This window comes from Halorussus sp. AFM4, from assembly GCF_051194995.1.
Lineage (GTDB): Archaea > Halobacteriota > Halobacteria > Halobacteriales > Haladaptataceae > Halorussus.
Map to the genome: position 1 here is coordinate 751,623 of NZ_JBNTJT010000003.1, position 14,523 is coordinate 766,145.

At 68.7% G+C, this 14,523-nt stretch carries 12 protein-coding genes; 1 reads left to right on the forward strand and 11 read right to left on the reverse strand.

What is annotated here, in order from left to right; all coding sequences use genetic code 11:
* Positions 1–77 precede the first annotated feature (77 nt).
* Entirely contained in the window at positions 78–302 is a 225-nt protein-coding gene (locus tag ACQUQF_RS16895; protein WP_435180263.1) for a hypothetical protein, read from the reverse strand.
* A 209-nt stretch (positions 303–511) separates the two neighbouring features.
* On the opposite strand from ACQUQF_RS16895, the gene ACQUQF_RS16900 reads away from it, so the two are divergent.
* Positions 512–841 carry a cupin domain-containing protein gene (locus ACQUQF_RS16900; RefSeq protein ID WP_435180264.1) on the forward strand — a complete coding sequence of 110 codons (330 nt, stop codon included), beginning with the start codon at positions 512–514 and terminating at the stop codon, positions 839–841.
* Positions 842–950: 109 nt separating this feature from the next.
* Here ACQUQF_RS16900 and ACQUQF_RS16905 read toward each other — a convergent pair whose 3' ends face one another.
* The 10 genes from ACQUQF_RS16905 to ACQUQF_RS16950 all read right to left on the reverse strand — a co-directional run bounded on the left by ACQUQF_RS16905 (position 951) and on the right by ACQUQF_RS16950 (position 14,522).
* A complete protein-coding gene (locus tag ACQUQF_RS16905) occupies positions 951–2,300 on the reverse strand; it encodes a PQQ-dependent sugar dehydrogenase (RefSeq protein ID WP_435180265.1) in 1,350 nt (449 codons plus the stop codon).
* Positions 2,301–2,407: 107 nt separating this feature from the next.
* Complete coding sequence (locus ACQUQF_RS16910) at positions 2,408–3,025, reverse strand: 30S ribosomal protein S7 (RefSeq protein ID WP_435180266.1); 618 nt, start codon at positions 3,023–3,025, stop codon at positions 2,408–2,410.
* A 2-nt stretch (positions 3,026–3,027) separates the two neighbouring features.
* Complete coding sequence (locus ACQUQF_RS16915; protein WP_115794757.1) at positions 3,028–3,456, reverse strand: 30S ribosomal protein S12; 429 nt, start codon at positions 3,454–3,456, stop codon at positions 3,028–3,030.
* Between the two features lie 197 nt (positions 3,457–3,653).
* On the reverse strand, positions 3,654–5,354 hold the full coding sequence (locus tag ACQUQF_RS16920) for a pyrroloquinoline quinone-dependent dehydrogenase (RefSeq protein ID WP_435180267.1): 1,701 nt from the start codon (positions 5,352–5,354) through the stop codon (positions 3,654–3,656).
* Positions 5,351–6,283, reverse strand: coding sequence for a hypothetical protein (locus ACQUQF_RS16925; protein WP_435180268.1), 933 nt, complete (start codon positions 6,281–6,283; stop codon positions 5,351–5,353). Before ACQUQF_RS16925 ends, ACQUQF_RS16920 begins: the two co-directional genes overlap by 4 nt.
* A 261-nt stretch (positions 6,284–6,544) precedes the next feature.
* Complete coding sequence (locus tag ACQUQF_RS16930) at positions 6,545–6,982, reverse strand: NusA-like transcription termination signal-binding factor (protein ID WP_435180269.1); 438 nt, start codon at positions 6,980–6,982, stop codon at positions 6,545–6,547.
* Between the two features lie 2 nt (positions 6,983–6,984).
* Complete coding sequence (gene rpoA2 / locus ACQUQF_RS16935) at positions 6,985–8,175, reverse strand: DNA-directed RNA polymerase subunit A'' (RefSeq protein ID WP_435180270.1); 1,191 nt, start codon at positions 8,173–8,175, stop codon at positions 6,985–6,987.
* A gap of 24 nt (positions 8,176–8,199) precedes the next feature.
* Complete coding sequence (locus tag ACQUQF_RS16940) at positions 8,200–11,127, reverse strand: DNA-directed RNA polymerase subunit A' (protein WP_435180271.1); 2,928 nt, start codon at positions 11,125–11,127, stop codon at positions 8,200–8,202.
* A 1-nt stretch (position 11,128) separates the two neighbouring features.
* A complete protein-coding gene (gene rpoB / locus ACQUQF_RS16945) occupies positions 11,129–12,955 on the reverse strand; it encodes a DNA-directed RNA polymerase subunit B (RefSeq protein ID WP_435180272.1) in 1,827 nt (608 codons plus the stop codon).
* Position 12,956: 1 nt separating this feature from the next.
* Positions 12,957–14,522 carry a DNA-directed RNA polymerase subunit B'' gene (locus ACQUQF_RS16950; protein WP_435180273.1) on the reverse strand — a complete coding sequence of 522 codons (1,566 nt, stop codon included), beginning with the start codon at positions 14,520–14,522 and terminating at the stop codon, positions 12,957–12,959.
* Position 14,523 lies beyond the last annotated feature (1 nt).

A 14,523-nucleotide genomic window follows, 5' to 3' on the forward strand; every position in this document is an offset into this window, starting at 1 on the left:
AGCGCCGCGGGGCGGCGTCCCGCCCGGGCCGCCGCGCGTCACCGGGTGCTATCGGTTGGAGGCGGACCGACCTGGCGTCAGGCGACCTCCGCCAGCGCGAGCAGTAGACCCGGTACGACCAGCAGGACGAGGCCGCCGACCATCAGCAGGGCCGGAACGACGAGCAGGCCCGCGTCGGTGAACAGCCACAGGCCGACGCCTGCGAGGACTGCGAGCAACCCGACCAGCCGCACGAGCCACGTCACGACGCCTTCGAGCCCCGAATCCGCCAGTAGGTCGACGACTTCGAGCGCTTCGTCCATGGCACCCGGGGCTGGCCACGCCAGCCACTTGTAAGGCGGGGAGCGTTCGGCGCTGACGAGCCCGTCCACTCGGTTCAGCGAACAGCAGTTCGCCGTGAGTGCGGCCGAGACACTCCGCGACGAGACCGTACTCGGACGGGACGCCCGCACTCCCGGAGCCGAGTGCCGTCATCACCACACTGAACAGTCCGCTCGTCGTAGCGCCGACGATGTCCTACACGAAAGTCGACTCCCGCGACGTCGACCCGATCGGCGGGGGGCTGCGGTTCCTCCGCGACCCGCTCGACTGCGAGAAGCTGGGCGTCTCCGTCCTCGACGCCGACCCCGGCTGGACCGGCAAGGAGCACGACCACGCCGAGGACGGCCAGGAGGAGGTGTACGTCCTGCTCGAGGGCGAGGCCACCGTCACGGTCGAGGGCGAGGACGTCGAACTGTCCGCCCGCGAGGCGCTCCGGATCCCGGCCGACGCGACCCGCCAGATCTGCAACGGCGACACCGAGAGCACGTTCGTGCTGGTCGGCGCGTCCGGAGACGAGTAGCGAACCGGAGATCGGTCGGGGCGGCGCGCTCGCCTCCGATCCGCGGACGCGGGGGTTCCGCCCACAGGGTTCCGCGTCCCACACCTCACTCGTCCCCGCATCCCACACTTCACTCGGCCGGCGTCAGCCGAACCAGCACGTCGTCGCGCCGACGGGGGAACACCTCGCCCTTCGGGCGGCCGTCCCGGTTCGAGGTGATGGCGTAGAGGTGGCCGTCCGGCCCCTGTTCGACGTGTCGAACGCGCCCGAGCACGTCGGTCAGCGTCCAGTGTGCGGTGGCGACGTAGGCGTCGTCGAGCCACGGCGCGTCGAACCGGCGCCCGTTCCCGCCTTCGGCCGGCGGCAGGCGGTCGGCCGACTCGGCGAGGGTGACGACGTTGACCCGCTGGGCGACGAGCGACCCGAAGACGAGCCGGTCCGTCCACGCCGGTACCGCGTCCCCGGTGTAGAAGACGCCGCCGCAGGGCGCCCACGACTCGTCGGTGCTGAGCAGCGGGCGGCGGACGTCGCCGCCCGCGTCCCGGTACTCGTCCGGCGTGCGCACGTCGGGCCACCCGTAGTCGGCGCCGGCGATCAGGCGGTTCACCTCGTCGCGGCCGTCCGGACCGTGTTCGGTGACGACCGGGGTCGCGTCGGGGAGCCAGGTGATGCACTGGGGGTTGCGGTGGCCGTAGGTGAATATCCGCGGGTCGGGGTCGTCGCCCGGCAGGTCGGGGTTGTCGGGCGCGGGGTCGCCCGCCGCGTCGACCCGGAGCACGCTACCCGCCGGCGACGAGGTGTCCCGCGCCAGCGGACCCCGTCCGGCGTCGCCGGTCGTGATCCAGAGGTAGTCGTCGGGACCGAACGCGATGCGCCCGCCGTTGTGGACCCCGCCCGCCGGGACGCCGTCCACCACGGTCGTCGCGGTCTGCGCCGGGTCCGCGGCGTCGACGTCGTACCGGACGACCCGGTTCTCCTTGCCGTCGTCCGTCTCGGCGGTGAAGTAGGCGAAGACGTAGGGCGCCTCGGGGTACTTCGGGTGGACCGCGACGCCGAGCATCCCGCCCTCGCCGCCCTCGACGAACCACGTCTCCCAGAACGGCTTCTCGTCCGGGCCGGGCGGCATCGCCCCGGCGTCGATGACAGCGTCGGGCGCCGCGACCGTCTCGAGGCCGTCGCCGTCGAACCGCCGGACGCGACCGGTCCGCTCGGTCACGAACAGTTCGCCGGTCGGCGCGAACGCGAGGTCCCACGGGATCTCGAGGTTCTCGACCAGCACCTCGGGGGCGACCGACGTCGCGAGCGACGGGCCGGTCGGCGCCTCCCAGTCGGGGTCGTAGCCGGCCCACGACGCGACGTCGTGGTCGAGGTCGTACTCCGGTCGGTCGCGTTCGGCGAGTCGCCCGCACCCGGCGAGACCGACGGCGCCGGCGAGCGAGAGGAATCCCCGCCGCGTCCGCCGGAGGGGGTCGGTGTCCATACCTGGGCGTTATTTTAGGCCCACCTAAAAATATCGGTGTGCGGCCGGCGGGCTCTTCGGGTGTCGCGACTGACGAGGTTCGAGAACGAAAGAGAGGAGAGAACCGCTCAGCGGGCCGCGGCCGCGACGCGCTCTTTCTCTTCCTTCTGGTTGATGGCGTACGTCTGGACGTCGTAGTTGGCCGCGCCGACGAGCTGGTCGGCCAGCGCCTCCGAGGCGTCGGTCGGCGACTTGAACGAGTCGCTGTGGACGCCCTCGGCGATGAACTTCAGCGCCTGGTCGACCCGGCGCTGGGGCGCGACGTCGACCGCCTTCGGGACCGAGATGCCGCCGTACTTCAGGCGGACGGTCTCCTCACGGGGCGCGGCGTTCTCGACCGCGGTCACGAGCACCTGGACCGGGTTCTCGTCGGTCCGGTCGTTGATGGTCCGGAAGGCGTCGCGGGTGATCTGCATCGCCTTCTGCTTCTTGCCGGTGTTCTCCTCGGTCTGCATCAGCCGGTTGATGAGCCGCTCGACGATCGAGACCTCGCTCTTCTGGAACTGCTTGGAGGCGTGGCGGCCCATCGTGTGGGCGACCGGCGTGACCGTGATGTAGCGCTCGGTCGAGGGGTCGTTGTACTCGATGTTGGTGACGTCCCACTCGCCGAACAGCTGCGCGGCGGCGGTGCCCTCCTCGTCGGTGCCCGCGGGCTTGTCGGGCTCGGGCTGGTCTTCTGCCGCCATGGTTATCGCACCGGTTTCTCCGCGTTGCCGCGAACAAGTTCCTCGAGGCTCACGCCGTTGACCTTCTCGACCTTGTAGTTGACGCCAGAGAGGTCGCCCATCGCGCGGCCCTTCGCGCCGCCGATGCCCGCGATGGTCACCTCGTCGTGCTCGTCGATGAACGAGATGGCGCCGTCGCCGGGGCAGAAGGCGGTGACCTGCTTGCCGTTCTTGATGAGCTGGACCCGGACGCACTTCCGGATCGCGGAGTTGGGCTGCTTGGCCTCGATGCCGACCTTCTCGAGGACGATGCCGCGGCCCTGCGGGGCGCCCTCGAGGGGGTCGGACTTCTCCCCGAGACCGCGCTCTCGTCGGGCGTAGTCGGAGTCGGACCACCGGTGGTTCTGGCGGTCCTTTCTCAGCTTCCGCGCTGCGTACTTGCCGTTCGCCATATGGCGTGTGCTATCCGTCCGAGCTACTTAAGCCTCCCTCTTTCGAGGCGGCCGAAACGCCCGCAGATCGCTCAAGAGGGGCCGATTACGGAATCTGAGCCGGTCTCAGCGAACAGTTCTGCGCGCCGCTTAGCCCCGGTTCGGTCAGCAGAGTCGCTCGCGTGCGAAACAGAGAGGCGGCGCGCCGGTCGACGGCGCTACGCTTCGAGCGAGAACACGCCGATCTCGTTGCCGTCCTTGTGCGACCGGAGGCCGCCGCCTCCCGCCTGCACGGCGACGTACTGCTTGCCGACCGCGGGGTCGTACCAACTCATCGGCGAGGCGTTGACCGAGGCGTCGAACTGGTACTGCCAGAGCCGTTCGCCGGACGCAGAGTCGTACGCGATGAACTCGCCCGCGCCGTTGCCGACGAAGGTGAGGCCGGTCGCCGTGCTCATCGACCCGCCGAGGGAGAAGTGCTCCCACTCCTCCTGCCAGACCACTTCGCCGGTCTCGGGGTTGACCGCCGAGAAGATGGCGAGGTTCTGGCTCCACTGTTCGGGCGGCGGACCGGGGTCCTCCATCGCCGGGTAGACGGTGAAGTTACCCCCGAGGTACGTCGAGGGGTACTCCCACCCGTCGACCGGGTCCCACTGGAACTTGCTCGGGTAGTTCATCGCCTTGACGTGGATGTTCCCGGTCTCGCGGCTGTATGAGGTGGGGTTCCACTCGGACCCGCCGTCGGCCGACGGCATGATCCACGGCGTGTCCTCGAGGTTGTCCTGCGGCAGATACCACATGTTGAGGTGCTCGCAGAACTCCCTGCTGCGCTCGTAGAGCTTCCCGTTCTGGGCGTCGAGGAGGTAGTTCCACCCGGTCTTTCCGGGGTGACTGACGACCTTCCGCTCCTCGCCGTCCACCTCGGTCTCGAACACGACCGGCGGCGCGGAGGCGTCCCAGTCCCACCAGTCGTGTTGGACCTCCTGGAAGTACCAGTTGACGTCGCCGGAGTTCGCGTCGAGCGCAACGACCGCGTCGGAGTACGGGTTCGGTCCCGGCCGGACGATACCGTTCACGTCGGGGCCTGGGTTGCCCACGTTGGCGTACAGCGTGTCAGTGTCGGGGTCGACCGTGACCGTCATCCAGTTTGTCGCCGCCCCGTTCTTCCACGCGTCGCCGATCCACTGCTCGGGCGGGAGCATCGACTTGCGCCACTCCCGCTCGCCCGTTTCGGCGTTGACGGACTCGATGAACCCCTGCACGCCGTACTCGCCGCCGGCGCTTCCGTTGAGGACGCTGCCCTTGTAGACGACCGGCGCCCACGTCGCCGTGTATCCCTGCCCGGTGGGCGCGGAGTTGTAGACCCACTGCTGCTCGCCGGTGTAGCGGTCGACGGCAACGAGGTCGGCGGTGAGCGTCGTCATGTAGAGGGTGTCGCCGAGTATGGCCACGCCCCGGTTGTTCGACCCGCAGCACAGCAGCGGCGGTTTCTCCTGCTCTTCGGGTGCGAACTGGTACGTCCAGAGTATCTCGCCCGATCGGGCGTTGATGGCCCGAAGCACGTCGGGCGCGTTCGTCTGGTACATGATCGGCGGGTCCGACGGGACGACGATCGGCGTCCCCTCGAGTTTCCCCCGTTGCTCCTTCGGGACCTCGATGAGGTACTCCAGCGAGAGGCGGCCGACGTTCTCGGGCGTTATCGCGTCGGCGGTCGTGAACCGCTGCTGGCGGTAGCCGCCGCCGTACATCAGCCACGTCTCGGGGTCGTCGCCCGAGTTCAGGAGCATCTCCTGAGTGACGTTCAGCCGGGGGATCTGCTGGAGGTCGTACTGCTCGGTCCGCGGTCCGTCGGCGTTGTACCGGATGCGCTTGCCCTCCTCGCCGTCGACAATCCGTGCGTGGGGCTTGTCGGTGCTCATCGCGAACCACCTCCGAGGGGCGCGCGCTCGGCGTCGGTTATCCTGAACAGGTCCTCCTCGACCTTCTCCTGGCCGCGGATCGCGACCGCCGAGCCCCCGGCCAGCCCGGCCGCGAGCTGGCTGTCGGACAGCTCCTCGGGACCCGCGACGTCCCGGGCCGCCGAGACGAACAGGTGGACGCCGCCCAGCATCTGCTTGACGTCCCAGATCCCGTCCGCCAGCAGCTCCTCGGTCAGCAGCACCTCGCGCTGCCAGAGCTGCTGGTCGAGCTCGTCGATCCACAGCAGCGCCCCGCCCAGCGCCCGCTGGTGGAGCGGCGCGACGTTCGCCGGGTCGAACGCCTCGGGGTCGGCCGGCAGCGCCGCGGTCGACACCCAGTGGGAGAGCCGGTCGTTGTTGTTGACCGCGTCGACCACCACCGCGGTCCGCTCGCGCTCGTCGAGCCCGGCCTCGGCCAGCGCCGCGGTCAGCGGCTCGGCCCGGACGAGCTCGGTCGCGGTGGCCCGGACGTGCTCGGGCGTGAACTCAGGCAGGTGGCGCTCGGCCGACGCGAAGAAGCCGACCTCGGCGAGGTGGTCGTAGGCCTCCCACGCCGGCGCCGCGACCTCCTGGTAGTCGGTCGCGCCCGGTTCGTCCGGAAAGCCGGCCTCCCGGAGCGCGGGCAGTTCGGCGATGCTCGCGGCGATACCTTCCTGTGCGGTCGCCAGCCGGCCGGCGTCGAGGCCGCCGGCGAGGTCGGCGCGGATCTGCTCGCCGTACGTCGCCATCTGCTCGGCCGACTCCGCGCCGACAGCGCCGCGGAGGTCGCTCAGCGAGAACTCGCTGGCCGCGCCGACGCTCCCCGCCACGCCCAGCACCTTGAGGAAGTTGCGCCTGTCTCGTTCGTCGACGTCCGGTACCTCGTCGTGTATCGTGTCAGTTTCCCCCATTCTCAACCCCACGGTAACGTCGGCGGTGTCGAGGATTTACTTTTCCCTCGGAAACGGGTGTCCCGCCGCTAAAATTTCGGCCGGCGGTCGGTCTTCTGAACCGTCTCCGGCAATCGCCGCCGGTTCCGGGGGTACCGCGGAGTGGCGGACGGGGCCGGGCGGAGCTGCGGGAGCAGCCGAGTTCGAGTAGCACGTGAGAGCAGCCGAGATCGGGCGAGAGGCGGCGGTACCGAGTCGGACGGGGACCGACCCGGACGCCGCTCAGGTCAGCTGGATGTCGTCGATGTCGTAGTGGCGCTTGGCGAGCGTCTCGGCGGCCCGGATGTTGCGCCCGCCCTCGCCGATGGCGATGCCGGTGTCCGCCGAGTCGACCTCGGCGTAGGCGACGGTCTCGTCGTCCTCGCTGATCGTGACGTTGTACACCGCCGCCGGCGCGAGGGCGTTGGCGACGAACGCCTCGGGCGTGTCGGCGTCCTCGACCAGCACCACCGACCGGCCCAGTTTCTCCTCGACCTCCCGGACCGTCTCGCCGCCAGAACCGATGGCCTTCGCCATGTCGCCGGGCTTGACCAGGAACACAACGCGCTCCTCGTCGCCGTCCTCGTCCTCGAAGACGACGCAGTCGCGGGCGGTCGCGCCCGTCTCGTCCTCGAAGAGGGCGATGAACTGGCGGGCCGTGTCCGAGAGCGTGACGACCATGCTCAGTCGGAGGCTTCGGGTTCGCCGCCGGTCGACGACCCCATCCGGAGGTCGACGTCGCCGGTGCCGAGCTTGATGGGCTTGCCGACGATGACGTTCTCGGTGACGCCGTTGAGGTCGTCGACCTCGCCGTGGATGGCGGCGTCGAGCAGGTGGTTGACCGTGACCTCGAACGCCGCCCGGGCCAGCACCGACTCCTTGCTGCCGGAGATGCCGTGGCGGCCGATGGACTCGATCTCGCCGCGGTTGGTCATGATGTCGGCGACCAGCATCAGGTGGCGGATGTTCACGTCGTCGAGGCCCTGCTCCTCGAGGGTGTTCATCGTCTCCTCGATGATGGCCTCGCGGGCCGCCTCGATGCCGAGGTTCTTGTGGATCTCGTGGATGTTGTTCGAGGTGGTCCGGGAGGCGTCGACGCCCTCGATCTCCATGACGTCGCCGAACGCCGACCCCTCGGTGTAGAGGACGAACTCCTCGCCGTCGTCGAGCTGCTCCTTCCGGATGACGACCCGCGAGATGTCCTCGATGCCCTTGAACACGATGTCGCGGAGCTGCTCGACCAGCTGGAGCAGGTCGCGGTAGCTGGGCTCCTGGGGGCCGAACTCGATGACCGCGCCCTGCTGGGTGGTCTGGACGCCGAGCTCGTCCTCGATGATCTCGGCGACCTCCTCGGGGGTGATCATCCGCTCCTTCAGGGTGTCCTCGTTGAGGTCGATCGAGACCACCATGTCGGCGACGTTGGTCGAGATGTCGCCCAGCGCCAGGATGCGGGTCGCCTCGATCTGCCAGACGACCTCGTGGGCCTTCTCGCGGTCGGTGGCGTACTCGTCCTCGAGGTACACCGTCATCATCGGCGTGTCGGGGGTCTTCCGGGCGTCGACCAGCTCGATGAGCCGGGGCAGCCCCTGGGTCACGTCGATCTCCGCGACGCCCGCGTAGTGGAACGTGTTCATCGTCATCTGCGTCCCGGGCTCCCCGATGGACTGGGCCGAGACGGTCCCGACCGGGTCGAGCGGGTCGACCCGAGTGTCGAGGTAGCGGTTCTCGACCGCCTGGGCGATCTGGTCGGCCTGCTCGGCGGTGACGCCGTCGCGGCGCTCCACGGTGCTGTACACCTCGTCCTTCAGCCGTCGCGGGAGGTCGGTGTCCTCGACGACGGCCTCGATGTCTTCGGATACGTCGTAGTCGGTCATGGTGTGGTTGGTGTGGGTACGGCGTCAGTCGTCGCTGCGGGCCTGTCGGGCGTCGACGTGCTCCGAGAGGTTCGTCGGCGGCCGCTTCTCGCCGAGGAACTCCCGCTTGCGCTCGTCGCTGCCGAACTCCTCCTCGAGGATGCGGTCGGCGATCTGGTCGACGTCGATGTCGCTCTCCTCGTTCGAGGCGACCTTCACGGGACTGGTGCCGTCCTCGCCGAACTCGAACTGGACGATGGTGTCGGAGGTGTCCCGGACCGTGCCGTCGTACTGGGTCTCGAGCTCGGAGAGGGCGTTGATGAGCCGGCGCTGGAGGTAGCCGGACTTGGAGGTCCGGACCGCCGTGTCGACCAGCCCCTCGCGGCCGCCCATCGCGTGGAAGAAGAACTCCCGGGGGTTGAGCCCGCCGGTGTAGGAGTGCTCCACGAAGCCGTGGGCCTCCGCCGAGAGGTCGTTGGGCTTGTAGTGGCTGAGGGTGCGGTCCTCGTAGCCGCGGTTGATGCGCTCGCCGCGGACCGCCTGCTGGCCGACGCAGCCGGCCATCTGGGTCAGGTTGAGGATCGAGCCACGCGCGCCGGACTCGGCCATCACCACGGCGGGGTTGTCGTCGGCGAAGTGCTCCTCGGCGATGTCGCCGGCCGAGTCGCGGGCCTTGCCGAGCGTCTGCATGATCTTCATCTCGAGGGTCTCGTCGACCGTCCGGCCGGGCAGCGACTCCAGGTCGCCGTTCTGGTAGGTCTCGATGAGCTCCTCGACCCGGTCGTAGGCGTTGTCGATGGCCTCGTCGATGCGGTTCTGGGCCTCCGCCGGGATCGACTCGTCGTCGATGCCGATGGAGAACCCGAAGTGCATGATCGAGCGCATCGCGAGCGCCGCGACCTCGTTGATGAAGATGCGGGCGCGGGTGTTGCCGTACACCTTCGTGATGGTGTCGACGATCTCGCCGCCGAACTCGCCGACCTCGTCCTCGGCGATGGTGCCCTCGATGAGCTGGCCGTCCTCGATGACGACGTCGTCGCCGACGGTGCCGGTGAACTCGATGTTGAGGTCGCTCGGCAGCAGCTCCGAGAAGATGTCGCGGCCGGTCCAGTAGGGCTCGCCGTCCTCGCGGCCCGACGGCTCGGGCAGTTCGTCGATCCGGGTCGCCCGGAGCAGGTCGAGCGCCTGGGTCTCGTTGAAGTGGGGGTTCTGGTTGGTCAGCAGGTACATCCCGGAGATGTGGTCCTGGATGGCCCCGATGATGTTCTCGCCGAACCGCGGCGAGAGGATCTGCTCCTGGACGCGCATCAGGACGCGGGCCTCGGCGCGGGCCTCCTCGTTCTGGAGCGCGTGCATGTTCATCTCGTCGCCGTCGAAGTCGGCGTTGTACGGCGGGCAGACGACCGTGTTGAGCCGGAACGTCTTGTACGGCATCACCACGACCTCGTGGGCCATGATGGACATCCGGTGGAGCGACGGCTGGCGGTTGAAGATGACGATGTCGCCGTCGACCATGTGGCGGTTGACCTCCCAGCCGGGCTCGACCTTCGTGGCGAGCTCCTCGCAGTTCTTCTCGGTCACCTTCAGCCGGCGCCCGTCGGGGCGCTTGACGTAGTTGGCGCCCGGGTGGCCCTCGGGGCCGTTGGCGACGTAGCGCCGGGCCTCCTCGACGTTGCGGTCGGTGACGTTCATCGTCTGGGTCATCTCGCGGGCGACCCGCTCGGGGACGCCGACCTCGTTGAGCGAGAGGGTCGGGTCCGGCGAGATGACGGTCCGGGCCGAGAAGTTCACGCGCTTCCCGGAGAGGCTACCCCGGAAGCGGCCCTCCTTGCCCTTCAGCCGCTGGCTGAGCGTCTTGAGGGGTCGGCCCGAGCGGTGGCGGGCCGGCGGCGTGCCCGAGATCTCGTTGTCCATGAACGTGGTGACGTGGTACTGGAGCAGCTCCCAGAGGTCCTCGATGATGAGCTGGGGCGCGCCGGCCTCGCGGTTCTCCATGAACCGCTGGTTGATGCGGATGATGTCGACCAGCTTGTGGGTCAGGTCGTCCTCCGAGCGCTGGCCGTTGTCGAGCGTGATCGACGGGCGGGCCGTCACCGGCGGCACCGGCAGCACCGTCAGGATCATCCACTCCGGGCGCGACCGCTCGGGGTCGATGCCCAGCACGGCGACGTCCTCGTCCGGGATGTCCTCGAACCAGTCCCGGATGTCGCTGGGCATCAGCTTGTTCATGTCCTCCTCGGTGAGGTCGATGTCCAGCGCCTTCTCGATGGCCTTCCGGTCGGACTCCCGGGGCCGGAACTCGCCGGACATGATCTCGTTGATGCGCGAGAGGTCGATGCCGGTCTGCTCGGCCAGCTCCTGGGGCGCGACGGGCTCGCGCTCCTCCTCGTCGTCCTCGTCGCCGCTCTGGCCCTGCATCGCGGCGGCGATCTGCTCGGAGTACTCGCTGGTGAGGACCTGCTGGACCTCGTAGTAGGTGGTGGGCTTCTCGTGGTTGATGTCGTACTGGACCTCGCCGCAGTACGGACACCGGTCCTTCTTGCGGGCCTCCCGGATGGCGGCCTTGGTCACGTCGTTGATGTCGTTGCCGAGCTCTCGGGTCCGGGTCAGCTTCGACTCGTACTTGGCCTGCTCGTCGTCGGTCAGCAGCAGCCGCGAGCAGTTGCGGCAGGTGCCCCGGAGCAGCCGCCGGATGAGCTTGGTGAACCCGACGTGGATGACGGGCGCCGCCAGCTCGATGTGGCCGAAGTGGCCGTTACACGACCCCGAGTGCTTGCCGCAGGTCTTGCACTCCAGCCCGGGGTCGATGACGCCCAGCCGCGGGTCCATCAGCCCCATGTCGATGGGGAAGCCGTCGTCGTCGTAGGTGTCGGCGGTGATGATCTTGGTCGCCGACATCTCGCGGTACTCCTCGGGGTCCATCAGCCCGAAGCTGATCTCGCCGATCTCCTTGGGTGTTTGTCCTGTTGACATGTTAGACAGCGTCCTCCAGTTCGAGTCGCGGAGCGATGCCCAGCGCCTTCATCTCGTCGAGCAGCAGCTTGAACGCGTAGGACATCTCGATCTCGTGGATGTCGGTCTCCTCGTCGCAGTTCGGACAGTAGACGCGGTTCTGCTCGACGTTCTCGACCGCGCTCATGCCGCAGTTCGCGCAGACGTAGATCCACTCGCGGTCCGACTCGTCGAGCAGCCGCTCCTTCAGCGTCAGGGCCGCGCCGTGCCCGATGAGCACGTCGCGCTCCATCTCCCCGACGCGCAGGCCGCCCTCCCGCGCCCGGCCCTCGGTGGGCTGGCGGGTGAGCACCTGCACCGGGCCGCGCGACCGGGCGTGGAGCTTGTTCGAGACCATGTGGTAGAGCTTCTGGTAGAAGATGGTCCCGATGAAGATCTCGGCCTCGATCTTCTCGCCGGTGACGCCGGAGTACATGATCTCCTTGCCCGAGGACTTGAAGCCCTGCTCCTCGAGCCCGCTGCGCAGTTCCTCCTCGTCCTCACCGGTGAACGGCGTCCCGTCGACGCGCCGGCCCTCGAGCGCGCCGACCTTGCCGCCGATCATCTCCAGCACGTGGCCGACCGTCATCCGGGACGGCAGCGCGTGGGGGTTGATGATGAGGTCGGGCACGACGCCCTCCTCGGTGAACGGCATGTCCTCCTGGGGCGCGATGTGGCCGACGACGCCCTTCTGACCGTGCCGGGACGCGAACTTGTCGCCCAGCTCCGGGATGCGCTCGTCGCGCACCGACACCTTCGAGAGCTTCGAGCCGTCCTCGCCCTCCATCAGGGTGACGGTGTCGACGACGCCGGACTCACCGGAGCGCATCGTGACCGAGGTCTCGCGGCGCTTCTGCGGGGAGAGGCCGCCCATGTCGTCGGGCTCCTCGAGGAACCGGGGCGGGCTCGTCTTGCCCAGCAGCACCGAGTTCTCGTCGACCCGGGTCTCGGGGTTGACCAGGCCGTCCTCGTCGAGGTGCGTGTAGGCGTCCTCGCCGCGGGCGCCCCGCACGTCGTCGCTCGGGATCTCGAAGCGGTCCTCCTGGCCGCCGGGATACCGGCGCTCCTCGCCCTCGTAGGTCCGGAAGAAGTGCGACCGGGCGAGCGCGCGGTCCACCGAGCCGCCGTTGAGCACCAGCGCGTCCTCGATGTTGAACCCCTCGTAGCTCATCACGGCGACCGTGAAGTTCTGTGCCGCGGGCCGCTCGTCGTAGCCGATCTGCTCGGTGGTCTGGGTCTTGACCATCGAGAGCTGGGGGTAGTGCAGCAGGTGCTGGCGGGTGTCGGGCCGGATGCGGTAGTTCGCGGCCGGCAGCCCGAGCGACTGCTTGATCATCCCCGACCCCATCGTGATCCGGGGCGAGGCGTTGTGCTCGGGGTACGGCACCATGCCCGCGCCGATGCCGAAGATGAGCTGGGGGTCGACCTCGAGGTGGGTGTGGTCCTCGGTGAGGTGCTCCTCGTCGACCGCGACGTAGATGTCCTCCTCCTCCTCGGCGTCGATGAACTCGACCTTGCCGCGCTCGACCAGGTCGTCGAAGTCGAGGTCGCCGTTCTTGAGCGCCTCGACCTCCTCCTCGGTCGCGAGGGGTTCGCCGTTCTCGACGACCAGCAGCGGGCGGCGCGCCCGGCCGGCGTCGGCGTTGATGATGACCTCGCGGGTCCGCTCCTTGATGGAGACGTTGACCATCTCGCTCACGTCGCCCCGGCGGCGCGCGTGGCGGACCTGCTCGGCGAGCTGTTCCGGGTCGGGGTGGGTCCCGACCAGACTACCGTTCACGTAAACCTTGGCTTCTCGTCCCTGACTCATGTTAGTCGTCCGCGCTCGCGGTTGATTCGACGCCCTCGATCCCCGGGATGCCCTCGACGCCCATCGAGGCCAGTTCCCGCTTGAGGCCCTGTTCGTCGTCGATGTTCTGCGACAGCTCCATCGCCTGGGCGAAGTTCTTCACCAGCCCACAGTTCGGTCCCTCCGGGGTCTCGGAGGGGCAGATGCGACCCCACTGGGTCGCGTGGAGGTCCCGCGCCTCGAAGTGGGGCTGGCTGCGGGACAGCGGCGACCGGAGCCGCCGGAGGTGCGACAGGACCCCCATGAAGTCGGTCCGGTCGACCAGCTGGCTCACGCCCGACCGGCCGCCGACCCAGTTGCCCGTCGCGATGGGGTGTTCGAGCCGCTCGGTCAGCACGTCCGACCGGACCACGGTGTTGACCGACAGCTGGCGGTTGCGCATGTTGGCCCGCTCGAGCTGGTACTTCACGTCCCGAGCCAGCTTGTTGAGCGCCGTCCGGAACAGGTCCTTCATCAGGTCGCCGCTGACCTTCAGGCGCTTGTTGGCGTAGTGGTCCTTGTCGTCGGGTTCGCGCCGGTCGAGCGCCAGCTCGAAGCACGCCTCGGCCATCCGGCAGAGGTAGTAGGCCTTGTTGATCCGGACGTCCTCCTCCTCGACGCCCTCCTCGTGGAGGTGCGGCAGGAGGTAGCGGTCGATGACGTAGTTGGCCCGCTTGAGCTGGTAGTTCTTGCCCTGCCCGGAGGCGACCCGCTTGCCGAGCTTCTCGATGGCCTCCTCCTCGGTCTGGACGTCGGCGGCCTCGAGGTTCTCGAGCATGAACTTCACGATCTCGGGGTCGTCGCTGACCCGGTGGACGATCTCCTCGTCGGATTCGAGCCCGAGCGCCCGGACGAGCGTCACGAAGTTGACGCTGCCCGAGACCGACGGGAACGACACCTCGAGCAGCCCGTCGCGGGTCCGCTCGACCAGCACCAGCGCGCGGTACCCCCGGCGCTGGGAGAACGTCTTGGCGACCTGGATCTCGTCGCCGTACTTGGTGTCGTACTCCGCGAGGATCTTGTTGGGCGCGAGGTCCTCGCTGGTCATCAGCACCCGCTCGGAGCCGTTGACGATGAAGTAGCCGCCGGGGTCGGCGGGGTCCTCGCCGATCTCGACGAGCTCCTCGTCGGAGAAGCCCGCGATGTTGCACTTCTCGGAGCCGACCATGATGGGCATCCGGCCCACCTTGGTCTCGGTGGCGTCGACCACGCGCTGGTCCTCGCCCTCGCCCTTCACGATGGACATCTCCATGAACACGGGCGCGGCGTAGGTGATGTTACGCAGGCGGGCCTCCTGGGGGTACAGCAGTTCCTCGCTGCCGTCGGCCTCCCGCACGCGCGGGGTGACGATTCGCACGTCGCCGAGTTCGACGTGGACCGGTTCCTCGTCCTCCTTGTCGCCGATGTCGGTGTCGATCGTCCCCTTCTCGTCGACGACCTCCTGCATCCCGCGGCCCAGGAAGCTGTTGAACGAGCGGTAGTGGTGTTCGGCGAGCCGTTCCTTCGAGAAGTACTCTCGGGAGATGGCGCGTCTGTCTTCTCTGTCCATT